The organism is Oerskovia sp. 140933, from assembly GCF_059651515.1.
This window is the reverse complement of record NZ_JAMXIO010000001.1, coordinates 94948-117504: the sequence shown is the minus strand read 5'-3', so window position 1 is coordinate 117504 and position 22557 is coordinate 94948. Positions and strand designations below refer to the sequence as shown.

Below are 22557 nucleotides of genomic sequence, written 5' to 3'. Positions count from 1 at the left end.
TCCATGGACTTGACGATCGGCTACGCCGCCATGCTCGAGCAGTTCCACCCGACCGAGGTCATCGCCCTCTCCGAGTACGCCGAGAGCAAGGGGTTCTCGGGTGTCATGGCAGCGGACCACTTCCAGCCGTGGGTCCCCGCGCAGGGGCACTCGGCGTTCGTGTGGAACGTCCTGTCGGCCCTGGGTGAGCGCACGCGCGGCGACCTGGGCCCGGGCGTCACGGCACCGACCTTCCGCTGGCACCCCGCGATGGTCGCGCAGGCCTCGGCGACGCTCGCCGCGATGTACCCCGGGCGGCACTGGCTGGGCCTGGGCTCGGGCGAGGCCCTGAACGAGCACGTCACGGCGCAGTACTGGCCCGAGGCCCCCGAGCGCATCAACCGCATGTTCGAGGCCATCGACATCATCAAGAAGCTCTTCGCCGCCTCGCTCGCGGGCAAGGACACCAAGCACTCGGGGCAGTTCTACAAGCACGAGTCCACGCGGCTGTGGACCATGCCCGAGGTCGCCCCGGAGATCCTCGTCGCCACGGCCGGCCCCGTGACCGCGAAGCGCGCGGGCAAGCACGCCGACGGCCTCATCACCGTGGGTGCCCCGCTCGAGAAGATCTCGATGCTGTTCGGCAAGTTCGACGACGGCGTCCGCGAGTCCGGCCGCGACCCGCAGTCCATGCCCAAGGTCCTCCAGCTCCACATGTCGTGGGCAGAGACCGACGAGGAGGCGCTGACGAACGCCATGACCGAGTGGCCCAACGGCGGCATGAAGTTCCCCAAGGCCGACATCCGCTCGCCGTTCGACTTCGAGCAGATGGCCAAGCTCGTGCGGCCCGAGGACTTCGAGGGCCGCCTGGTCATCTCGTCCGACCCGGACGTGCACCGCGCCTACATCCAGAAGTTCGTCGACCTGGGCTTCGACCGCATCTACCTCCACAACGTGGGCCGCAACCAGCGCGAGTGGATCGACACGTTCTCGCGCGACGTCCTGCCGAAGCTCGTCCGGTGACGGTCCCGTCCGTCCCGCTGCCCGACGGCGCCGCTCGCCCCGACCCGGTGGCGTCGCCCGCGGAGGGGCACCCCGAGAGCGACGACACCCGCTTCACGGTCGTGGCGCCGTCGGGCATCGGGGAGATCTCGCCCGGTGACGACCTGGCGCGCATCGTGGGCGACGCGCTCGCCCGCGAGGGCGGGCTGCACGACGGCGACGTCGTGGTCGTCACGAGCAAGGTCGTGTCCAAGGCCGAAGGGCGCGTCGTCGCGGCCACCGACCGCGAGCAGGCGATCACCGACGAGACCGTGCGCGTCGTCGCGACCCGGCCGTCACCCGGGGGCGTGCTGCGGATCGTCGAGAACCGGCTCGGCCTCGTCATGGCCGCCGCGGGCGTCGACGCGTCCAACACCCCCGAGGGCACCGTGCTGCTGCTGCCCGTCGACCCCGACGCCTCGGCGCGTGCTCTGCGGGCGGCGCTCGCGGAACGGTTCGGGGTCCGCGTCGGGGTCGTCGTGTCCGACACGGCCGGGCGTGCGTGGCGAGAAGGGCTCACCGACCTGGCGATCGGGGTCGCCGGGGTGGTCGCGCTCGACGACCTGCGCGGCGGCGTCGACTCGCACGGGCGTGAGCTGTCCGTGACCGTGACGGCGGTCGCGGACCAGATCGCCGCCGCCTCCGAGCTCGTCCGCGGCAAGGCCGCAGGGCGACCCGTCGCCGTGGTGCGCGGGCTCGGGCGGTTCGTGACCGACGAGGACGGGCCCGGAGCGCGGGTGCTCGTGCGGGACTCGGGGACCGACATGTTCCGCGAGGGCTCCACCGAGGCGTACGCGCGGGGGGTGGCGGCAGGCCGTGCGGGCGCTGCCGGTGAGGGCAGGCAGGGGGTGGGCGCACCGGTCGGTGCTGCGGCGCCGGGCGGTGCTGCGCCGGGCGGTGCTGCGCCCGGCGGTGCCGAACGGCTCGCCCGCGAGGCCGGGTACGCCGACGGGTACCGGGACGGGTTCACCGAGGGGTTCCGCGAGGGGACCGGGAATCCTCAACAGGGCTGACGTCGGGTGCCGAGAACGGGGTTGTGGTCGTTCTGAGGGTTTTGGCGACCGCAAGGTCGTGGTCGACTGAACGGAAGGTCCTGCTCGATGACTGCTGGGGCGGGCGCGTAGTGCGGCGGGAACCGAGGGCGGAGCTCCGTCGGCTCGCGCGGGACCTTGCGTTCTCCGGCGACCTGGCCGACGAGCACGCACGATGGGCGCTGTACCAGAAGGCGCTGCAGCATGGCGCGCTCGAGCCTCTCTTCCGGGCGGTGGCCGACGACAGCGACCACGTGATGGCGGGCGGAGCCGTCGTCGTGGCCCTCGAGCTCGTCCCGCCCGCCGAGCGGGCGCGTTGGGTGGGGCTCACGAGCGACTGGACAGTGGCCAACTTCGTCGCCCGGCGGGCCGCGGAGCTGGCGATCCTCGAGTCCGTGTCGGGCGCCGTCGCCGCATCGGGCGGCGAGCTCCGATCGCTGGGCGACGGGCTCGACGTCGAGTGCTGGTCCGACTGGCTCCAGCTGCGCGCGGCGAGCTCCGCGACCCGTGCCGACGGCCCGGACGCCCTCGCCGGGGGCGGTCGGACCCGCCGGATCCGGCATGCTGCGGCGGCGAACCGCGGTCGTTCGGGCGGTGCTGGCTGAGCTTGTTCCGCCCTTCCGGTCCGACGGCCCGCGATCGCTCAGGGAACGAGGTGCCGAGAACGAGGTTGTGGTCGTTCTGAGGTGTCTGGCGACCGCAAGGTCGTGTTCGACTGAACGGAAGGTCGTGCTCGGCAGGGGCACCGGAGCCGAACGCCCAGCACAGAATCTGCTGGGCGGATCGGCCGGCCGCTCGGTATCGTTCCCTGATGCTTCCCGCCGACTGGATCCCGCACCGCCGTCCCGACGACCGTGAGCACATCGGCTGGATCCGTCCCGACGGTGACGGGTGGGTCGCCGTCTCCCTGCTGGGGCACGCGCTCACCGACCCGGTCGACTGGCTCGACGCCGAGGAAGCCCTCGACGCCACCGGACTCTCGTGGCTCGGCGACGTGTGGATGCTCGAAGGGGACGACGTCGAGCCGATCCGCGTCCGGCTCGTCGAGGTCACACCCGAGCGCGTCGTCGTCCAGACCGACGACTTCGGGGCGATCGACGCGCCCGTCGTCCGGTTCGAGCTGCCGTGGCCGGCCCCCGCCCGGCTCAGGCCCCGGCGCAGCGACGACCCGGACGGAGGGGTCGTGTTCGGACCGGCGTGAGGCGCGTTCCGAACCGCAGGTGTCGCGAACGGCGCACGAGGCGAGGGTGTCGCACGGCCCGCCTCCTCGGGACGAGTGGCTGTGCGCCCACCGGGGGTCGGCGCACAGCCCTCCTCAGGGACTACTCGTCGTCGACGTCGTGACGGTTCCAGCGACGGACGCGTCCGATCTTGCGCAGGTCGCGGAAGGGCAGGCGCGCGGCGTCGCCGATCCCGCGGATCTTGTGCGGGCTGCACAACCGGCAGCCCTTCCACCGGCGGTGGGGTGAATGTGCCACGAGGCACCTCGTCTCAGGACAACACCCGCCTGAGAGGGCGGGGTTGGTTCCCGCGCGGACGCACCCGTGGAGTCATGCGAGCACCGTACAGCGCGCCGCCGACGTGCCTCCCGGGCACGGCGGCCGAACGGCCCCTGACGGACCGCCGGCCACGGCACCCGCCGCGCCCCGAGACCACCCCCGGTTCCGCCGTGCGTCCACGAAGACCCTCGTCATTCGGTCGACGTGACGCCCTCGTAGAGGCCGAGCTGGTTCCCGTCGAGGTCCTCGAAGATCGCCCACCAGCTCGTCGGGCTGATCTGCGACTTGCCCATGAGCACCTTCCCGCCGAGGGAGGACACCTGCGCGAGGGTGTCGTCGATCGAGTCGACCTCGACGTAGCTGCGCGGGGTCGTGAAGCTCGCGTCCCGTGGTGCGAGCCCGCCGCCGCTGATCTGGTTGGGTGCCCGCCACATGGGGTACCCCTCGAAGCCGGGGACCTCCGCGATGTCCCAGCCGAACAGCCCGCTGTAGAACGTGCGGGCGGCCTGGGTGTCGCCGACCGGGATGTCGATGTGCGTGATGTCGCCGTGAGCCATGGGGTCCTCCTCGACCGGGGTGCTGGGCGGTGCGGCCGGGCGCCGGGCGGCGTCCCCGCTTCTCCACGCTACGTCCGTCGAGCGCGACGGGCACCCGTCCGCCGGGGTGAGCGACGTCGTCGGGCAGGAGCGCTCCCGGGCGGTCAGCCCTTCGCCGCGCGCTCCGCCTTCGCCGCGGCCTTGGCCGCCTTCTTGGTCTCGCGGACCTGGTCGAGCGAGTGCTGGTCGACGACGTCGGCGATCGAGCGGCGCGCACCCTCCTCGCCGTACGCCCCCGCTGCCTCGCGCCACCCCTCGGGCTGGACGCCGTACTGCTTGCCGAGGAGCGCGAGGAAGATCTTCGCCTTCTGCTCGCCGAAACCCGGCAGGGCCTTGAGCCGCTTGAGGACGAGCGGGCCGTCGGGGGCGCTGCCGTCGGGTCCGGGGTCGGTCCACAGGCGCGTGACGTCGCCGTCGTACTGCTCGTCGACGACCTGGGCGACGGCCTGCACGCGACCCGCCATGGAGCCGGGGTAGCGGTGGATCGCCGGGGGAGTGGCGGCCATCGCGGCGAACGACTCGGGCTCGGCCGCGGCGATGCGGTGCACGTCGAACCCGCCCATGCGCTGGGAGATCTTGAGCGGCCCGGCGAACGCCGACTCCATGGTGACCTGCTGGTCGAGGAGCATCCCGACGAGCAGCGCGAACGGGTCGGTGGACAGCAGCGTGTCGGCTTCCGGGTCGCCGGTGAACCACAGGTCGTTGGCCATGCCCCCATCATGGCAGCCGCGCTCGGCGGGCGCCTCGCCCGGACCCGGCCGGGTCGTGCCGGGCAAGGCCCCAGAGCCTGTTGGACCAATGTCAAACAGAGGCTACAGTTTGACATGTGTCAAACAACAGCGAGGCGAGCCGCCTCAGCCCCGACGAGCGCCGCGAGCAGATCCTGCGCGTCGCGTCCGAGCGCTTCGCGGACCAGGGGTTCGACGCGGTCTCGGTGCGCGACATCGCGCAGGAGGCCGGGGTGACCCGGGCGCTCGTCTACCACTACTTCCCGGGCAAGGACTCGCTGCTCGACGCCGTCCTGCGTCGTGAGGCCGAGGCCATCCTGGCGGCCACCGCGCCGCTTCCCGGTCTCAGCGCCCGCGAGAACCTCGAACGTGCGCTGGGCGCGTACCTCGACCACTTCTCGGCGAGCAGCGGCCAGCTGCGCGACCTGTACGCCCCGCACGCCTCCGCACCCGCGCTGGTGCACGAGCTCGCTGCTGCCAACCACGTCGTCCAGGTGGACCGGATCCTGGAGTACCTCGACCTGACGGACACCACCCTGTCGCGCCTCGCGGTCGGCGGATGGCTGGGGTTCGTCGAGGAGGTCGCGCGAGAGAGCGGCGGTGGGGCGTCGGTCCCGCGCGAGCAGGTCCTCCGGCTGTGCCTGCGCGCGCTGGGCGTCGTGACCGGCTCGCCGCTCGCCCGCGGGGACCAGGAAGACACCACCGAACCATCGACCAGGGAGAACAACTCATGAAGATCGTCGTGCTGGGTGCCACCGGGAACATCGGGTCGCAGGTCGTCGAGCACGCCCTCGCGGCGGGCCACGAGGTGGTCGCGTACGCGCGTCGCCCGGAGGCCGTGCCGCCGCGTCCGGGCGTGAGCGTCGTCGCGGGCTCCCTCGACGACGCGTCCACGCTGGCCGACGCCGTGCGCGGCGCGGACGTCGTCGTGTCGGCGGTGGGTGGGCCTGCCAAGGACAAGACCTTCATGCAGCGCACGCTGCCCACGATCGTCGCAGGGCTCGAGCAGGCCGGCGTCGACCGGTTCGTGCTCGTCTCGGCGTTCGGCGTGGGGGACACCGCCGCCAAGGCCTCCTGGTTCGCGCGCCTGATCTACCGCACGGTCATCTCGTCGATGTTCGCGGACAAGGCCGCGTCCGAGGCGATCCTGCCTGGGTCGGCCCTCCGGTGGACGATCGCCTACCCGGTGAACCTCAAGAACGCGCCCGCGCTGGCGTCCGAGACCGTCGAGCCGCTCGACGAGGTGGGCTCGGTCCCCGGCCTGCCCACCCTGCCGTTCGCGAACGCGGGCAGGGCGCTCGTGGAGATCGCCACGAACCCCGAGTACGTGGGCAAGCGGGTCCTGGTCACCACGCCGACCGGCTGGCGTCCGGCGTCGCGCTGAGCCGCCCGGAGCGGCACCGCGGGCGGCCGGTGCGGCCCGGCGAGTGGGGGCGCTGCCTCAGCGGGGCGGACCCACCCGCCCGTCGAGGAACTCGTCCACGCGCAGCACCCGCAGCGCGACCCGGATCACGCCCGGGACGAGCCGGAGCCCGGCGTCGCCGTGCAGGCGGCGCAGGTCGTCGACGACGTAGCCGCGCCCACCGCGCGTGAGCCCGAACAGACCGACGGCCTCGACGTTCCTGAGCCAGTCCCCGTCGGGGCCGTAGGTCAGGGCGATCACCACGCGGACCTCGTGCGGAGCGGTCGCCGACGCCGGCTCCCGGAAGGCCATGACCGGTGTCGCGAAGGGGCGCCCGCTGCGCCGCCCGTGGTGGTGGACCGTCGCGAAGGGGGGCACGCGCGACGACATGCGGAGCACGAGGGGGTTGAGGAGACGCCTGTTGGTCCGGGCGACCGCGTGCGGGATGGGCATGACAGCCATGGTGCGCGCCGGCGCGTGCACCGGCCAGCGCACGAGCGCCCGACGTCGTGACCGGCTGTCGGCCGAGCACGACGTTGCGCGCCCTCGAGAACGAGGTTGCGGTCGTCTCGGCGGGTATGACGACCGCAACCTCGTTCTCGGCGGGCAGGGCCCGGTCCGGCCCGGCCGTGCCGTTGCCGTTCAGGCGGCCCCGGCCCGTTCCCGGTGCGCGGTCGGGCTCAGGCCGCGCACGCGTGTGAACGCTGCGCTCAGTGCGAACGGTGTCCCGTACCCGACCTGGCGGGCCACCGACCCGACCGTCGCCCCGGGTTCCAGCAGCAGGTCGGCCGCGAGGGTCAGGCGCCACCCGGTCAGGTAGCTCATGGGCGGCTCGCCCACGAGCTCGGTGAACCGGCGCGAGAACGCGGCGCGCGACAGCCCGACGGACCGCGCGAGGGACTCGACCGTCCAGGCCGTGGCCGGCTCGTGGTGCATGAGCCGCAGCGCGTGCCCGACCACGGGGTCGGCGTCGGCGCGGTACCACCCCGGCGCCTCGCCGCGGTCGAGCCAGGCGCGCAGGGCGCCGATGAGCAGGATGTCGAGCAACCGGTCGAGCACGGCCTCCTGCCCGGGCCGGTCGTGCGCCATCTCGCGGGCGAGGAGCGACACGAGGTCGGCGTCGAGGTCTCCCCGGCGCAGCACGAGCAGCGGCGGCAGGACGCTCAGCAGGCGGCCGCCGACCTCGCCGTCGAGGGGGTAGGTCCCGGTCAGCAGGACGGTCGGACCGTCGGGGTCGTTTCCCCAGGTCCGGACGCCGAGGTCGACGAGGGGCGACGGCTGGTCGCCGACCGCCCGGCAGGCCCCGACGGCGTCGCTCACCATCTGCGGTGGCGTCCCGGGGGCGTCGGCCACGGTGTAGTGGCGTGGGCCGCGCAGCAGGGCGACGTCGCCCTCGACGAGGTGGGCGTCGAGCCGCGGCTCGTCGGGTCCCGGCCCGGCGTCCATCCCGATCCACGCCGTCCCGTGCACGACGGGTACGAGCGTGAGCGGCGCCTCGTCCTCGATGCGCATCGACCACGGCGGCGCGAGGAGCGAGCGCAGCAGGAAGGCGCCCCGCGCGCGGGGCCCGTCGAGCAGTCCGGCGACAGCGTCCATGCCTCGACCGTACGCCGCCCCGCTGCCCGGTGGAAGACGGACGGACATGCAGACGAGCCTCTGGGCCATGGAACGTCTCGGACGGTACCTGTTGACTCGAATCACAGCACCGGACCATCGATCACAGGAGACCGACATGACCGCGCACCAGCCCCCCGCAGAAACCGCAGCACCCGCAGGACCCGCAGGAACCGCAGCACCGGACGGCGTCGCGCCGCTGGTCGCCGTCGTCGGCGCGACGGGCAAGTCGGGTCGTCGTGTCGCCGCCCGCCTCACCGCGGCGGGCGTCCGCGTCCGCCCCGTCTCGCGCAGCACCGAGGTGCGGCTCGACTGGGACGACCCGGCGACCTGGGCCCCGGCCGTCGCGGGAGCCGACGCCGTCTACGTGGCCGTCGCCCCGGACCTCGCAGCCCCCGGCGTCCCCGAGGTCGTCGCCGACCTCGCCGGGGTCGCCGCCCGGGAGGGGGTCCGGCGCCTGGTCCTGCTCTCCGGCCGGGGCGAGCCCGAGGCACAGCGGGCCGAGGGGCTCGTCGCCGAGGCCTTCCCTGCGTGCACGGTCGTGCGCTGCGCATGGTTCGCGCAGAACTTCAGCGAGAGCTTCCTGCTGGACCCCGTGCTCGGCGGCGTGGTCCACCTTCCGGTCGACGGCGTGGTCGAGCCGTTCGTCGACCTCGAGGACGTGGCCGAGGTCGCGGTCGCCGCGCTGACCCAGCCCGGGCACGAGGGCCTGGTCCACGAGCTCACGGGGCCGCGACTGCTGACGTTCGGCGAGGCGCTCGCGGAGATCGGTGCGGCGAGCGGGCGGGAGGTCCGCCTCCGGACCGTCACGGGCGACGAGTTCGCGGCCGGCCTGCGTGCCGCGGGGCTCCCGGCGGACGACGTCGACCTCGTGCGCTACCTCTTCGAGGAGGTTCTCGACGGTCGCAACGCGCACCTGGCCCACGGGGTCCGCGAGGCGCTCGGGCGCGAGCCCCGGGACTTCGCCGGGTTCGCGCGCCGCGAGGCCGCCGTGTGGTCCCCGACCTCCACCGCAGCCCCGGCCGCTCTCTCGGAGGTGCACTGATGGACGCGGTCGGCGCCCTCGGGTGGGCGGTCGTGGTCGCGGCCGTGGGCTGCGCCCTGGTCGGGGGAGTGCTCTTCGCGTTCTCGACCTTCGTCATGGCCGGTCTGCGGTCGGTCGCGCCGGACGTCGGCGCGGCGGCGATGGCCGCGATCAACCGTCATGCGACGAGGGTGCCGTTCGGGTCGCTCCTGCTCGTGACGACCGGACTGGTGACGGTGCTCGGCGTCGTGGCGGCTACCCGGCTGGGCGAGGCGGGCATGCCGCTCGTCCTCGCGGGTGCCGTGGTCTACCTCGTGGGCGGGATCGGGGTGACGGCGGCGGTCAACGTCCCGCTCAACGACCGCCTCGAGGCCGCGGACGCCGCGGTCTCGGCCTCCTCGCCCCGCGCTGTCCCGGCCTCGGGCGCAGGGGTGCGCGACGTGAAGGTCCGGGCCACCAGCCCGACGGCGGAGCGTGACCAGGTCTGGCGGGTCTTCCTGGGGCGCTGGGTCGCCTGGAACCATGTGCGGACCCTCGCGTGCGCGGCGGCGGCCCTGCTCCTGACCCTGGGACTGGTGACGCTCGTCGGGGGATGAGCGGCGCCGTCGGGCCCGGTCCCGGTCCGGTCGTCGAGGTGGACCTGGAATAGCCGCTCGCACGCCGGGGTTCGCCCCGGTATGAGCGAACAGAGCTGGGGCGACGACGCCACGATCCGCACGGTCCTCGCGGACACCGAGACCTGGGCCGTGGTGGGTCTGTCGAACAACTCGGCACGCGCTGCCTACGGGGTGGCGCGGCTGCTCCAGCGTCAGGGCAAGCGGATCGTGCCGGTCCACCCGTCGGGCCAGTCCGTGCACGGCGAGCAGGGGTACGCCTCGCTGGCCGACATCCCGTTCCCGGTCGACGTGGTGGACGTGTTCGTGCGGTCCGAGCTCGCCGGGGACGTCGCGGACCAGGCCGTGGCGATCGGGGCGAAGGCCGTCTGGTTCCAGCTCGGCGTGGTCGACGAGGACGCCCTCGCGCGGGTCCGCGACGCCGGTCTGGACATGGTCATGGACCGCTGCCCCGCGATCGAGTGGCCGCGCCTGGGCCCCGCCGTCTGACCGGCCAGGCCCCGCAGCGCGCCGAGAACGGGGTTGAGGTCGTTCCGACCAGCAGAACGACCTCAACCTCGTTCTCGGCACCCCGGGGGACACTGCAGGGTCAGTCGCCGAACACCAGCACCGGGCGCCCCGTCCGTGGGTGGGTCAGCACGTCGCAGCGGACCCCGTAGACCGGTTCGATCACGGCAGGCACGAGGACCTCCCTGACCGGTCCTGCCGCGACGACGCGCCCTTCCGCGAGGACCACGACGTGGTCGCACGAGGACGCCGCGAGGTTGAGGTCGTGCAGGGCTGCGAGGACCGTCACGCCGTCGGCGGCGAGCTTGCGCAGCACCGTCATGGCCGCGAGCTGGGCCGCGATGTCGAGGTGGTTGGTGGGCTCGTCGAGGAGCAGCAGGGCCGGGTCCTGGGCGAGCGCACGAGCCATGTGCACGCGCTGACGCTCACCGCCGGACAGCGTCGCGAGCGACCGCCCGGCGAGCTCCTCGACCCCGGCGCGGACCAGGGCCTCGCGGGCCACGGCGCGGTCGGCGTCGGTGTCCCCCGCGAGGAGGGGGCGGTGGGGGATGCGGCCGAGCAGCACCGCGTCGAGCACCGAGATCGGCAGGTCGGTCGACGCGTCCTGCTCGACGAGCGCGACCCGACGGGCCCGACGGCGCCGCGGCATGCCCAGGAGGTCCTCGCCGTCGAACCGGACCTCGCCCGCGTCCGGGACCTGCGTGGCCGCGATCGCGCGCAGCAGCGTCGACTTCCCCGAGCCGTTCGGTCCGAGCAGCCCGCTCACGGCGCCCGGGGGAGCGGTCGCGTCGACCCCGTCGAGGACGAGCCGTGTCCCGGCCGACCACGAGACGCGCGACGCGTCGAGCCCACGACCGCCCTCCGCGCCCGGGACCACAGCGCTCTCCCTGCTCACAGCGCCCGCCTCCCTCGCCACAGGATGAGCGCGAAGACGGGCGCACCGATCGCGGCCGTGAGGATGCCCACGGGCAGCTCGCGCGGGGCGAAGATCGTGCGGGCGAGCGTGTCCGCCCACACCAGGAACGACCCGCCGAGCAGTGCCGCGAGGGGCAGCAGCACGCGGTGCCGGGCGCCCGTCAGGAGCCGGACGGCGTGCGGCAGGATCAGGCCCACGAACCCGATCGCGCCCGAGACCGAGACCAGCGCTCCGGTGAGCAGCGCGACCCCCACGAGCAGCAGCCAGCGGGTCCGGTTCACGGCGATGCCGAGGCCCGCGGCCGCGGTGTCGCCGAACGTGAAGGCGTCGAGCACCGAGCCCGTCGAGGCGAGGAGCGTGCCCAGGACCAGCACGGCCCCGCCCGCGATCGCCACGGACGTCCAGGTGGCCCCCGCGACCGACCCCATGAGCCACGACAGGATCTCGCGGTAGGAGTCCCCTGTCGCGGACCAGAAGATGATGAACGACGTCGCCGCGGCCGCGAGCTGGCTCACCGCGAGACCCGCGAGGACCGTCCGTGTGGGGGTGACCGCCCCGAGCGAACCGGCGAGCGCGAGCGCCGCGACCAGGGCCAGGACGGCGCCGCCGAACGCCGCGACGGGCAGCAGGACGCTCACGCCGAGGACCAGGACGAGGACCGCGCCGAGCGAGGCGCCCGACGAGAGCCCGAGCAGGTACGGGTCGGCGAGCGGGTTGCGCGTGAGGGACTGCATGACGGCTCCGCAGATCGCGAGCCCTGACCCGACGGCCGCGGCCGTGAGGACCCGCGGCAGGCGGAGCTGCCACACCATGCCGTCCTGCAGGAGCGGCAGCGGTTCGAGCCCGAGCGGCCCGCCGAGCCCGACGTGCGTCGCGATCGAGCGCCACACGTCGCTCCACGTGAGGTCCGCGGGGCCGATCGTCACGGCGACCACGACGCTCAGGACGAGCGCGAGCGACGCCCCGGCGAGCCACCACGGGGCCGCGCGCCGGTTCCCCGGGGAGCGGCGCGCGGGGGCGCGCTCTCCCGACGGGGCGGTGCTCGTCTCGGCCACGAGGCTTCTCACGGGTGCCGGACCTCTCAGGAGACGGTCAGCGCGGCGAGCTGCGCGCCGAGGTCCTCGACGGCGTCGACGTTGCGGACGCCCGCCTCGGTCGCGGGGAAGGGGACGGTCAGGAAGCGGTCCTCCCGCACGGCCGTGAGGTTGGCCGTGGCCGGGTTGGCCTGCAGGGCGTCGATCTTGGACTGCGCCGTGTTCCAGGCCGAGTCGACGAGCACGATCACGTCGGGGTCGGCCGCGATGATCTCCTCGAACGAGAACGGCGTCCAGGTGTCCCGGACCGAGGCCGCGATGTTCTCGAGCCCGACGGCGTCCATGATCATCTGCGGCGCACCGGTCCCGGCACCCACGTAGGGGATGTCCGACCCGGACGAGTACCACAGGGCCGTGAGCCCGCGGTCGTCGGGCTCGACGGCGTCGAGCCCTGCGCGCTGGGCCGCCACGAGGTCCTCCGCCGTCCCGGCGACGTCGAAGACCTGGCCTGCCTCGGTGATCTCGGCGAACACGTCGTCGAACGTGAGCGGGTCCGGCTTGTACGCCTCGTCCTTGCAGGCCGAGGGCGAGACGTAGGTCTGGACGCCGAGCTGCTGGAGGGTCGAGCGGTCGCCCGCGCCCTCGGCGGTGAGGTTGGACTCCCACCCCGCGTACACGAGGTCGGGCTCGAGCGTGAGGACCGCCTCCGCGCCGGGGACCTTGTCCGCGAGCGGGGTCGCGACGGCCGGGAGGTCGGCGGCGACGTCGGCCCACCGCTCGGCCACGGGCCCGTCGGGGAACGCGGTCCCGACGATCCGGTCGCCCAGTCCGAGCGCGAGCATCATCTCGGTCGTGCTCGACTTGATCGTCACGACCTTCTCCGGCACGGCGTCGAACGTGACGTCGAACCCGCAGTTGTCGAGCGTCAGGGGGTACGTCGTCGCCGCGACGTCGGTCCCGGCGGGCGCGGACGACTCGTCCGACCCACCGGCCGACGGGGCCCCGGCGGCCGAGCACCCCGCGAGGGCGAGGGACGAGGCCAGGGCGAGCGCCGCCGTCGGGCCGACGCCCGGTGCGCGACGGGACGGGCGGACGGACGGTCGGACACGGCGCAGCGTGGACAGCACAGCACTCCAGGTCGGGAGGTCGCCTGCTCGACCGGTGCAGGGCACGGCGGCGCGGCGAGATGCGAGAGGGATAGGGCGCCACAATCCGCGACGAGGATCCGCGGCCCAAGCACGGGCCGCTGCGGCGAGCCAAGCACGGCCCGCGATCCGCACCCCAGCCTAGTAGGTCGTGGCGGCCGGGGGCCACGGTCGGTGAGACCGCCGTCCGCGCGGCGCACGGACCTACAGTGGGCACATGAGCCCGACGGCGGAGCCCACCCCTCCCGGCACGCCCGGCACGCCCGGCACGCCCGGCCGCGGGTCCGGCGCGGCGCGCACCGGTCCGTCACGGCTGTGGGCGCCGCTGCTCGGGATCGTGTCGGCCCTCGGGGCGTTCGCCGTGGCCGAGCTCGTCGCGCTCGTCGTGGGTGCCGGGTCGAGCCCCGTCCTCGTCGTGGGCGCCGGGGTCGTGGACCGGGTGCCGCCGTGGCTCAAGGACTTCGCGGTCGAGACGTTCGGGACCGCGGACAAGACCGTGCTGATCCTCGGGATCGTCGTGGTGCTGGCGCTCGCGGCCGTCGCCGCCGGGACCCTCGAGACGCGACGGCCGCCGTGGGGCGCCGTCCTGCTCGTCGCGGTCGGCCTCGTGGGGGTGGCCGCCGCCGTCACGCGACCCGACGCGACGCCCCTGTGGGCGCTGCCGACCGTGGTGGGGGTCGGCGTCGGCGTGATGCTGCTGCGGACGGGCGCGGCGCGGCTGCGGACGTGGCGCAGCGCGGCGCTCGCGGCCACGACGGGTCCGGCCGACCCCGAGACCCCGCTCACCGCGGCCCGTCGGCGCGAGGCGGTCGACCGCCGGTCGTTCCTCGTCTTCGCGGGCCTCACGACCGCGACCGCGGTCGTGGTCGGCGGGGTGTCGCGCGCGCTGTCCGCCTCTGCCCGGGCAGTGACCGCGGCGCGCGACGCGATCCGCCTCCCGGCCCCGACCGGGCCCGCCGTCGTGGTCCCGGCCGGGGCAGACCTCGCCGTGCCCGGCATCACGCCCTACGTGACGCCCAACGACGACTTCTACCGCATCGACACGGCCCTGCGCGTGCCCGAGGTCAACCCGGACGACTGGCGGCTGCGCGTCGTCGGGCTCGTCGAGGAGGAGGTCGAGCTCACGTTCGCGGAGCTGCTCGCGCTGCCCCTCGTCGAGCACGCCACGACCCTGACGTGCGTGTCGAACGAGGTCGGCGGGAACCTGGTCGGCAACGCGGTGTGGCTCGGGTACCCGCTGCGCGACCTGCTCGCCCGCGCCCGTCCGCGCGCGGACGCCGACATGGTGCTCTCGCGCAGCGCCGACGGCTGGACCGCGAGCACGCCGCTCGACGTGCTCACGGACCCGGGCCGCGAGTCCCTGCTCGCGGTCGGCATGAACGGTGAGCCGCTGCCGCTCGCGCACGGCTTCCCGGTGCGCATGGTCGTGCCGGGGCTGTACGGGTACGTCTCGGCGACCAAGTGGGTCGTCGAGCTCAAGGTCACGCGCTTCGCCGACGACGTCGCCTACTGGTCCACGCGCGGCTGGTCCGAGCGCGGGCCGATCAAGACGTCGTCACGCATCGACGTGCCCCGGGCGGGTGCGACGGTGTCGCCCGGCGCCGCCGGGGACGTGGTCGTCGCGGGCGTCGCGTGGTCCCAGCACACGGGCGTCGCGGGCGTCGAGGTGCGGGTCGACGAGGGGGAGTGGGAGCAGGCCGAGCTCGCGGAGACCGTCTCGGCCGACACCTGGCGCCAGTGGACCTGGACCTGGGCGTCGCCCGCGGCGGGCAGCCACCGCCTCGCGGTCCGGGCGACCGACGCCGACGGCACGGTCCAGACCTCGACCGAGGCACCGCCCGCCCCCGACGGGTCGAGCGGCTGGGACGCGATCGAGGTCCGCGTGGGGTGAACCCGTCCAGCATGCGAGCACCTCGCGCAGCGGCGTGGACGACGCCGCGCGGCGTGGCAGGGTAGGGAGCGTGACGACCTCGCAGCCCCAGCCCCCGTCCACCGAGCAGGCCGCCGTGCCCGCGACCCTGCGTGCCGTCGTGACCGGCGCCTCGTCCGGCATCGGCGCCGCGACCGTGCGCCGGCTGCGCGCGCAGGGGTGGGACGTCGTCGCGTTCGCGCGCCGCGCCGACCTGCTCGACGCGCTCGCGGCCGAGACGGGCGCCAATCCCGTGGTCGGCGACGTCACGGACGAGGCCGACGTCGCGCGCCTCGTGCGCGAGGCCGAGGCCCGCGGACCTGTCCACGCGGTGCTCAACATCGCGGGCTTCGCGAGCGGCACGGACCCGATCGACGCGAGCGACCTGGACCGCTGGCGCGCGATGTTCGAGACCAACGTGCTGGGGACGGTGCGCGTGACCAAGGCGTTCCTGCCCGCGATCCGCCGCGCGGGGTTCGGGACGGTCCTGGTCCTGACGTCGACCGCGGGGCACGACGCGTACAGCGGCGGCTCGGGCTACGTCGCGACCAAGCACGCGCAGGCCGCGGTCGCGGACACGCTGCGCCTCGAGCTCAACGGCGAGCCCGTCCGGGTCCTGGAGATCGCGCCCGGCATGGTCCGCACGGAGGGGTTCTCCCTGACGCGGTTCGACGGCGACCAGGCCAGGGCCGACGCGGTCTACGAGGGCGTCGAGAACCCGCTCACCGCGGACGACGTGGCCGACGTCGTGACGTTCGCCGTGACCCGGCCCCAGCACGTCGCGATCGACACCCTGGTGCTGCGCCCCGTCGCGCAGTCCTCGACCACGCTCCTGGCCCGCGGGCCGCTCGTGACGCGGACGGACAGGGGCTGAGCGCCGGTCCGGGCTGAGGTGCGGGCACCCTGGGCCGAGACGCGCTTGTCGGTCTGCGGCCCGGCTGGCATGATGACGCCCGTGACCCCCTCCGCGCACCCCCTGAGCACGCCGGTGCTCCCGGTGCGCCCGTGGGCGGTCCGCGCGTCGAGCTGTTGTTGAGGGCTCGCTGACGCTCCAGCAGCGTGCGACCTGGTGTCAGCGAGCAGTGCCGCGCCCCTCCCTCCTGGGAGAGGGCGTGATGGTCACCGATCAGTTCTCCGGACCTGGTCGGTCTGCCCTCGTGAGCACCCGCCTCGACCTCAGGACCTCCCATGAACATCGCTCTGAACGCCTACCCGTTCGCCGTCTCCGCGGACGTCGACCCGCTCGGCCGCCTGGTCGCCCACGACCCGTGGTTCGCCGCGGCCTCGCGGGGCGGCGTGCCGTCGGCCGCCCACGGCCCGACGGCGCAGCCCGCCCCGGCCGGGGCGCTCACCATCGAGTGGCTCGTCGCGCGCGACATCGACACCTACCGGGCGCGGCGCGGGCAGTCCTCGCGAGGCAGGTAGGCGGGCTCAGGCCGCTGCGCGGTCGCCGACCGTGCCGGCGCTCATGCGCAGCCCGGGCAGGCCCCGCCGGGCGACCAGCCACTCGGCGAGCACGATGTTGGGGAGCCAGCACAGGAACGCGACGGGGGCGTACGCGGTCTCGAAGAGCACCCCGGGGTCGGCGTCGGGTCCGGCGAACGGCGTCTGGACCGCCACGAGGACGCCGACCCACAGGCGCAGCGTCACGGCCGCGTACGTCAGGGCGAAGCAGCGGATCATCCAGGCCTGGTGCTCGGCGACGCGACCCGTCCGGACGGCGCGGTACGCCTTCCAGCCCGTCCAGGCCCACAGCACCGCGAGCGTGCCGAACCCGAAGAAGCCGAGGAAGGCGACCGAGCTCGCGGTCGAGACGACGAGCCCCGTGAGCGCGCCGACCCCGACCCCGACCAGGTAGACCCGGCCCAGCACGCGGTGCAGGCGTGGGAAGCGGCGGCGCCAGCGGGACACGAACTGCAGCGGTCCCACCAGGAGTGCGACGCCCGCGAACGCGATGTGCAGGTAGAACGCGAGCTGGATCGCGGGCGGGCGGTCCGCGGACGTCGACGCGAGGCCCGTGCCGTCCTGGGCCAGCTCGTCGAGCGTCGCGCCCGTGTAGGAGGTGAGCAGGACCGCGGCCATGGCGATCGAGCTGAGCGCGACCCACACGAGCCCGGGCCGGAAGCGGCGGGACGGGCGGGCCGGGTGCGAGGGGCTCGTCCGCCCGGGGGCGCGCGGGGCGCCGGTCGTGGACGTGGCCTCGGAGGGAGTGGGCATCGTCGCCTCGTTCTCGGGTCGGGGTGCGGGACGGGGGCGCCGTCCGGGCGCCGTCGGGCGTTCCCAGCGTCCCGCCCCGGGGAGGCCCTCCGACAGGAGGGTGACCCCCCGGAAACGTGGTGGCCCGCCCCCGGCACGCGCTCGACCGTTCCGGTACGCCGGTTCGACGATCGGCTCGGTGCCCGCGCCGACGGCGCGTTACCATGGGGCCACAGGCATCGACCCGGCCATCACCGGTGAGCCTCCGGAAGAACAGGTCCCACGCCGTGGCGCCCCAGTAGAACCGGACGGGTAGGCCCGTCACAGCCGTGTCGAGCGGTCGCCGCTCGGGCTCCGTGAGGTGCCCGACGACGGCAAGCGGGGTGGTACCGCGGCTCGCCCGCTCCCTCGGTCACCAGGGAGGGGTGGTCGTCCTCGCACGAGCACGTCCCGGACCACCGCCTGCCACTCACGATGGAGCCACTGAGCCATGGCCTACCCTCTGCACCGCACCGACGACACCGCCCCTGACGGTCAGGGCCACCAGATCCCCGCCAGCCCGAACCTGCCCGCGCTCGAGCGCGGCGTGCTGTCGTACTGGTCCAAGGACGACACGTTCCGTGCGTCGATCGAGCGCCGCGAGGCCGGCCAGGACGGCGACAACGAGTTCGTCTTCTACGACGGCCCCCCGTTCGCGAACGGCCTCCCGCACTACGGGCACCTCCTGACGGGGTACGCCAAGGACGTGGTGCCGCGGTACATGACCATGCGCGGCAAGCGCGTCGAGCGCCGCTTCGGCTGGGACACGCACGGCCTGCCCGCCGAGCTCGAGGCCGAGCGCGTGCTGGGCATCACCGACAAGTCGCAGATCGAGGCCATGGGCATCGCCGCGTTCAACGACGCCTGCCGTGAGTCCGTGCTCAGGTACACGGACGAGTGGAAGGACTACGTCACGCGCCAGGCGCGCTGGGTCGACTTCGCCAACGACTACAAGACGCTCGACATCACGTTCATGGAGTCGGTCATCTGGGCGTTCAAGCGCCTGTACGACAAGGGCCTCGCCTACGAGGGCTACCGCGTGCTGCCCTACTGCTGGCGCGACGAGACGCCGCTGTCGAACCACGAGCTGCGCATGGACGACGACGTCTACCAGTCGCGTCAGGACCCGGCGCTCACGGTCGGGCTGCGCCTCTCGGGTGACGTCGTGGACGGCGCCGCATCCCCGGCGGCGGGCGCGCTCGTGCTCGTGTGGACCACGACCCCCTGGACGCTCCCCTCCAACCTGGCGGTCGCCGTCGGGCCGGACGTCGACTACGTGGTCGTGCGCCCCGGGGCCGACTCCGCGGTGGCGGGGGACAAGGTCGTTCTCGCGGCCGCGCGCCTGGGCGCCTACGTCAAGGAGCTCGGGGAGGACGCCGAGGTCCTGGCGACCGTCAAGGGAGCCGACCTCGCGGGGCTGCGCTACACCCCGGCCTTCGACTACTTCACCGACCGCTCGGCGGCCGGCTGGCCCAACGCCCACCAGGTGCTCGTCGCGGACTTCGTGACGACCGAGGACGGTACCGGTGTGGTCCACCTGGCCCCGGCCTTCGGCGAGGACGACATGGCGGTCTGCGACGCGGCGGGGATCGTGCCCGTCGTGCCGGTCGACGCGCGCGGTCGCTTCACCAACGAGGTGCCGGACTACGCGGGCGAGCAGGTCTTCGACGCCAACCCGAAGGTCATCAAGGACCTCAAGGAGGGCACGGGCCCTCTCGCGCGCGTCGAGCCCGGGGCACGCGCCGTCGTGCTGCGCCACGAGACCTACCAGCACTCCTACCCGCACTGCTGGCGCTGCCGGAACCCCCTGATCTACAAGGCGGTCTCGAGCTGGTTCGTGCGCGTGACCGAGTTCCGCGACCGCATGGTCGAGCTCAACCAGGACATCACCTGGACCCCGGAGCACATCCGCGACGGGCAGTTCGGCAAGTGGCTCGCCGGTGCGCGCGACTGGTCGATCTCCCGCAACCGCTACTGGGGCACGCCCATCCCCGTGTGGGTCTCGGACGACGCCAACCATCCGCGCATCGACGTCTACGGCTCGATCGCCGAGCTCGAGGCGGACTTCGGGGTGCCCGTGACGGACCTGCACCGCCCGTTCATCGACGACCTGACGCGCCCCAACCCGGACGACCCGACCGGGAAGTCCACCATGCGCCGCATCCCCGACGTCCTGGACGTCTGGTTCGACTCGGGGTCCATGCCGTTCGCGCAGGTGCACTACCCGTTCGAGAACGCCGACTGGTTCGAGCACCACTACCCGGGCGACTTCATCGTCGAGTACATCGGCCAGACGCGTGGCTGGTTCTACACGCTGCACGTGCTGGCCACGGCGCTCTTCGACCGGCCGGCGTTCCGCTCGGCCGTCTCGCACGGGATCGTGCTGGGCTCCGACGGGCGCAAGATGAGCAAGTCGCTGCGCAACTACCCGGACGTCAACGAGGTCTTCGACCGCGACGGGTCCGACGCGATGCGCTGGTTCCTCATGAGCTCGCCCATCCTGCGCGGTGGCAACCTCATCGTGACCGAGGACGGCATCCGCGACTCGGTGCGCCAGGTCCTGCTGCCGCTGTGGAGCACGTACTACTTCTTCACGCTCTACTCCAACAACGCCCAGGACGGCGCGGGGTACACCGCCCGGCGCGTGGCCCCCGAGCGCGTCGCCGGCCTCCCGGCCCTCGACCGCTACCTGCTGGCCCGCACGCACGACCTGGTCGAGACCGTCACGGCCCAGCTCGACGCGTTCGACATCGCCGGGGCGTGCGAGACCGTGCGCGAGCACCTGGACCTGCTCACCAACTGGTACGTCCGCACGCAGCGCGACCGGTTCTGGGACGAGGACGCCGACGCGTTCGACACCCTGTGGACGGCGCTCGAGGTCCTCACGCGCGTCATGGCGCCGCTCGCGCCCCTGCTCTCGGAAGAGGTCTGGCGCGGGCTCACGGGCGGGCGCAGCGTGCACCTGACCGACTGGCCCAGCGTCGCCGCCGGTGGGGCGGACGGCGCGGGGGAGTCCCTCGCGGACGTCCTGGTCGCCGACGACGCCCTGGTCGCCTCGATGGACCTGGTCCGCTCGGTCGCCTCGCTCTCGCTCGGGCTGCGCAAGGCGCACTCGCTGCGCGTGCGCCAGCCGCTGAGCACCCTGACCGTCGTGACCGAGGACCCGGCAGCGCTCGAGCCCTACGCCGACCTGCTCGCCCGCGAGCTCAACGTCAAGGCCGTGCGCTTCCTCGACCTCGAGTCGGGCGCGGCCGACGAGTTCGGCGTGTCGCAGAAGCTCACGGTCAACGCCCGGGCCGCCGGCCCGCGCCTGGGCCGTGGTGTCCAGGCCGTGATCAAGGCGGCCAAGGCCGGGGCGTGGCGCGTGGGTGACGACGGGTTCGTCGTCGTCGAGACGCCCGACGGCGACGTGCCGCTGCTCGGCTCGGAGTACGAGCTGACGACCGTGGTGCTCGCCGAGCAGGGCCACGACGAGGCCGACCCGGCGGCGCCGTCGATCGCCGCAGCCGTGCTGCCCACGGGCGGTTTCGTGGTCCTCGACCTCGAGCTGAACGACGCGCTCCTGGCCGAGGGGTACGCGCGCGACATCGTGCGCGAGGTGCAGGACGCCCGCAAGGCCGCCGGCCTCGAGGTGTCGGACCGCATCGACCTGTCCCTCTCGGTGCCCGGCCCCTGGCAGGGCGCGGTCGAGGACCACCGCGAGCTCATCGCGGGCGAGACCCTCGCAGTCAGCGTCACGATCGACCTGTCGCCGACCGACGAGCGCCAGGTCCTCGTGACCAAGGCGACCACGGGCGCCGACGTGTCCGGCTCGACCGGAGCACAAGCATGAGCGGCATCCGCGTCGGCCGTGGCGCCGGCGAGCGCCCGGGCGACAAGGACGCGCGGCGTCCCGGAGGTGCTGCGCACCAGCGCACGGCCGAGGAGGCCGCCGCGCTCGAGGACCTGACCACGGTGTACGCGCACATCATGGACCGGGCCCCCGAGCACGACATCGACCCGACGCTCGCGCGGGTCGAGCGGGTCCTCGAGCTCCTCGGCGACCCGCAGAAGGCCTACCGCACGGTCCACATCACCGGGACCAACGGCAAGACGTCGACGTCCCGGATGGTCGAGCGCCTCGTGCGCGAGCACGGCCTGCGCACCGGACGCTTCACGAGCCCGCACCTGACGTCGGTCACCGAGCGCATCGCGATCGACGGGGAGCCCGTGAGCCCCGCGCGCTTCGTCGAGATCTGGGAGGACGTCGCGCCGTACATCGGCGTCGCCGACCGCGAGTCCGAGGAGGCCGGCGGTCCCCGCCTGAGCTTCTTCGAGGTGCTCACCGTCATGGCCTTCGCCGCGTTCGCCGACGCCCCCGTGGACGTCGCGATCGTCGAGGTCGGCATGGGCGGCGGCTGGGACTCGACCAACGTCGTCGACGGCGACGTCGCGATCGTGACGCCCATCTCGATCGACCACACGCGCTGGCTCGGGCACACGATCGAGGAGATCGCGACCGAGAAGGCCGGCATCGTCAAGCAGGACGCCGTCGTGGTGCTCGCCGAGCAGAGCGACGTGGCCGAGGCGATCGTGATCGAGGCGGCGGCCGCCAAGGACGCCCGCGTCCTGCGCGAGGGCCAGGACATCGCGGTCGCCGGGCGGACGCCGGCGGTCGGGGGACAGGTCGTCGACCTGCGCACCCCCGCAGGCCTGTACACGCAGATCTTCCTGCCCATGATCGGCGAGCACCAGGCGCACAACGCCCTGCTCGCGCTGTCGGCGACCGAGGCCCTGCTGTCCGGCGGGCGCGCGCTCGACGGCGGGGTCGTCGAGGCCGCGTTCGGCGACGTGTCCTCGCCGGGGCGCCTCGAGGTCCTGCGGTCCAGCCCGACCGTGATCGTCGACGCGGCCCACAACCCGGCGGGTGCCGAGGCCCTCGTCGCGGCGCTCGACGAGGCGTTCGAGTTCGAGCACCTCATCGGGGTCGTCGCGATCATGGGCGACAAGGACTCCGAGCAGATCCTCTCGGTGCTTGAGCCCGTCCTTGCCGAGGTCGTCATCACGCGCAACAGCGCCGAGCGCTCGGCCGACGTGACGGACCTCGCGGAGGTCGCGACGGAGGTCTTCGGGGAGGACCGGGTCCACACGGCCGAGCGGCTCGACGAGGCGCTCGCCATCGCGGTCGACCTGGCCGAGCGCGACGACAGCGTGGGCGTCGGCGTCGGGACGGGCGTCCTGGTGACCGGGTCGGTCATCACGGCGGCCGACGTGCGGATCCTGCTCGGACGCGGCTGACGCGTC

General features: G+C 73.8%; 22 protein-coding genes and 1 pseudogene. 14 read left to right on the top strand and 9 right to left on the bottom strand.

All coding sequences use genetic code 11. The annotated features are described in order from the left end of the window. Nucleotides 1–3: 3 nt before the first annotated feature. From NHG27_RS00530 to NHG27_RS00515, 4 genes and pseudogenes are all read left to right on the top strand, one after another. On the top strand, nucleotides 4–1002 hold the full coding sequence (locus NHG27_RS00530; protein WP_497014399.1) for a TIGR03557 family F420-dependent LLM class oxidoreductase: 999 nt from the start codon (nucleotides 4–6) through the stop codon (nucleotides 1000–1002). Between the two features lie 47 nt (nucleotides 1003–1049). Beyond that, a pseudogene (cofE, locus tag NHG27_RS00525) lies at nucleotides 1050–1823 on the top strand (coenzyme F420-0:L-glutamate ligase); the annotation flags it as partial. Between the two features lie 320 nt (nucleotides 1824–2143). Then, complete coding sequence (locus NHG27_RS00520; RefSeq protein WP_497014398.1) at nucleotides 2144–2656, top strand: hypothetical protein; 513 nt, start codon at nucleotides 2144–2146, stop codon at nucleotides 2654–2656. A 206-nt stretch (nucleotides 2657–2862) separates the two neighbouring features. Next, on the top strand, nucleotides 2863–3252 hold the full coding sequence (locus NHG27_RS00515) for a hypothetical protein (RefSeq protein WP_497014397.1): 390 nt from the start codon (nucleotides 2863–2865) through the stop codon (nucleotides 3250–3252). A gap of 121 nt (nucleotides 3253–3373) precedes the next feature. Here NHG27_RS00515 and NHG27_RS00510 read toward each other — a convergent pair whose 3' ends face one another. The 3 genes from NHG27_RS00510 to NHG27_RS00500 form a co-directional block, all read right to left on the bottom strand. Next, complete coding sequence (locus NHG27_RS00510) at nucleotides 3374–3529, bottom strand: hypothetical protein (RefSeq protein WP_193720979.1); 156 nt, start codon at nucleotides 3527–3529, stop codon at nucleotides 3374–3376. 212 nt (nucleotides 3530–3741) lie between these two features. Next, entirely contained in the window at nucleotides 3742–4107 is a 366-nt protein-coding gene (locus NHG27_RS00505) for a VOC family protein (RefSeq protein WP_497014396.1), read from the bottom strand. Nucleotides 4108–4250: 143 nt separating this feature from the next. Continuing rightward, nucleotides 4251–4856: an HhH-GPD-type base excision DNA repair protein gene (locus NHG27_RS00500; RefSeq protein WP_193720977.1), complete on the bottom strand. Its 606-nt coding sequence runs from the start codon at nucleotides 4854–4856 to the stop codon at nucleotides 4251–4253. Between the two features lie 116 nt (nucleotides 4857–4972). Here NHG27_RS00500 and NHG27_RS00495 point away from each other — a divergent pair, with 116 nt between their 5' ends. Together NHG27_RS00495 and NHG27_RS00490 are read left to right on the top strand one after the other, a co-directional pair. Next, nucleotides 4973–5608 carry a TetR/AcrR family transcriptional regulator gene (locus NHG27_RS00495; RefSeq protein ID WP_497014395.1) on the top strand — a complete coding sequence of 212 codons (636 nt, stop codon included), beginning with the start codon at nucleotides 4973–4975 and terminating at the stop codon, nucleotides 5606–5608. Next, nucleotides 5605–6258, top strand: a complete 654-nt coding sequence (locus NHG27_RS00490) for an NAD(P)-dependent oxidoreductase (protein WP_497014394.1) — start codon at nucleotides 5605–5607, stop codon at nucleotides 6256–6258. Before NHG27_RS00495 ends, NHG27_RS00490 begins: the two co-directional genes overlap by 4 nt. Nucleotides 6259–6315: 57 nt before the next feature. Here NHG27_RS00490 and NHG27_RS00485 read toward each other — a convergent pair whose 3' ends face one another. Next, on the bottom strand, nucleotides 6316–6729 hold the full coding sequence (locus tag NHG27_RS00485) for a PNPOx family protein (RefSeq protein WP_497014393.1): 414 nt from the start codon (nucleotides 6727–6729) through the stop codon (nucleotides 6316–6318). Between the two features lie 189 nt (nucleotides 6730–6918). Next, nucleotides 6919–7872, bottom strand: coding sequence for an AraC family transcriptional regulator (locus NHG27_RS00480; protein WP_497014392.1), 954 nt, complete (start codon nucleotides 7870–7872; stop codon nucleotides 6919–6921). Between the two features lie 136 nt (nucleotides 7873–8008). On the opposite strand from NHG27_RS00480, the gene NHG27_RS00475 reads away from it, so the two are divergent. From NHG27_RS00475 to NHG27_RS00465, 3 genes are all read left to right on the top strand, one after another. Next, nucleotides 8009–8935 carry an NAD(P)H-binding protein gene (locus tag NHG27_RS00475; protein WP_497014391.1) on the top strand — a complete coding sequence of 309 codons (927 nt, stop codon included), beginning with the start codon at nucleotides 8009–8011 and terminating at the stop codon, nucleotides 8933–8935. Beyond that, complete coding sequence (locus NHG27_RS00470) at nucleotides 8935–9510, top strand: anthrone oxygenase family protein (protein WP_497014390.1); 576 nt, start codon at nucleotides 8935–8937, stop codon at nucleotides 9508–9510. The genes NHG27_RS00475 and NHG27_RS00470 overlap by 1 nt, the downstream gene beginning before the upstream one ends. A gap of 81 nt (nucleotides 9511–9591) precedes the next feature. Continuing rightward, on the top strand, nucleotides 9592–10017 hold the full coding sequence (locus NHG27_RS00465) for a CoA-binding protein (RefSeq protein ID WP_193720973.1): 426 nt from the start codon (nucleotides 9592–9594) through the stop codon (nucleotides 10015–10017). A gap of 100 nt (nucleotides 10018–10117) precedes the next feature. Here NHG27_RS00465 and NHG27_RS00460 read toward each other — a convergent pair whose 3' ends face one another. From NHG27_RS00460 to NHG27_RS00450, 3 genes are read right to left on the bottom strand one after another with little or no spacing between them, the layout of a single operon-like run. Beyond that, complete coding sequence (locus NHG27_RS00460; RefSeq protein ID WP_497014389.1) at nucleotides 10118–10930, bottom strand: putative F420-0 ABC transporter ATP-binding protein; 813 nt, start codon at nucleotides 10928–10930, stop codon at nucleotides 10118–10120. Continuing rightward, nucleotides 10927–12006, bottom strand: a complete 1080-nt coding sequence (locus NHG27_RS00455) for a putative F420-0 ABC transporter permease subunit (RefSeq protein ID WP_497014388.1) — start codon at nucleotides 12004–12006, stop codon at nucleotides 10927–10929. Before NHG27_RS00455 ends, NHG27_RS00460 begins: the two co-directional genes overlap by 4 nt. A gap of 26 nt (nucleotides 12007–12032) precedes the next feature. Then, nucleotides 12033–13112 (bottom strand): putative F420-0 ABC transporter substrate-binding protein, encoded by a 1080-nt coding sequence (locus tag NHG27_RS00450; protein WP_497014387.1) that lies wholly within the window; start codon nucleotides 13110–13112, stop codon nucleotides 12033–12035. 235 nt (nucleotides 13113–13347) lie between these two features. Here NHG27_RS00450 and NHG27_RS00445 point away from each other — a divergent pair, with 235 nt between their 5' ends. From NHG27_RS00445 to NHG27_RS00435, 3 genes are all read left to right on the top strand, one after another. Next, nucleotides 13348–15021, top strand: a complete 1674-nt coding sequence (locus NHG27_RS00445; RefSeq protein WP_497014386.1) for a molybdopterin-dependent oxidoreductase — start codon at nucleotides 13348–13350, stop codon at nucleotides 15019–15021. Between the two features lie 70 nt (nucleotides 15022–15091). After that, complete coding sequence (locus NHG27_RS00440) at nucleotides 15092–15913, top strand: SDR family oxidoreductase (protein WP_497014385.1); 822 nt, start codon at nucleotides 15092–15094, stop codon at nucleotides 15911–15913. A 314-nt stretch (nucleotides 15914–16227) separates the two neighbouring features. Then, the gene (locus NHG27_RS00435) at nucleotides 16228–16464 is read left to right on the top strand and encodes a hypothetical protein (RefSeq protein WP_193720969.1); all 237 of its coding nucleotides are present in this window, start codon (nucleotides 16228–16230) and stop codon (nucleotides 16462–16464) included. A gap of 6 nt (nucleotides 16465–16470) precedes the next feature. On the opposite strand, the gene NHG27_RS00430 is transcribed toward NHG27_RS00435, so the two are convergent. Further along, on the bottom strand, nucleotides 16471–17256 hold the full coding sequence (locus NHG27_RS00430; RefSeq protein WP_497014384.1) for a DUF2306 domain-containing protein: 786 nt from the start codon (nucleotides 17254–17256) through the stop codon (nucleotides 16471–16473). Nucleotides 17257–17725: 469 nt separating this feature from the next. On the opposite strand from NHG27_RS00430, the gene ileS reads away from it, so the two are divergent. Together ileS and NHG27_RS00420 are read left to right on the top strand one after the other, a co-directional pair. Beyond that, entirely contained in the window at nucleotides 17726–21106 is a 3381-nt protein-coding gene (gene ileS / locus NHG27_RS00425; RefSeq protein ID WP_497014383.1) for an isoleucine--tRNA ligase, read from the top strand. Further along, nucleotides 21103–22551, top strand: a complete 1449-nt coding sequence (locus NHG27_RS00420) for a bifunctional folylpolyglutamate synthase/dihydrofolate synthase (RefSeq protein ID WP_193720966.1) — start codon at nucleotides 21103–21105, stop codon at nucleotides 22549–22551. The genes ileS and NHG27_RS00420 overlap by 4 nt, the downstream gene beginning before the upstream one ends. Nucleotides 22552–22557 lie beyond the last annotated feature (6 nt).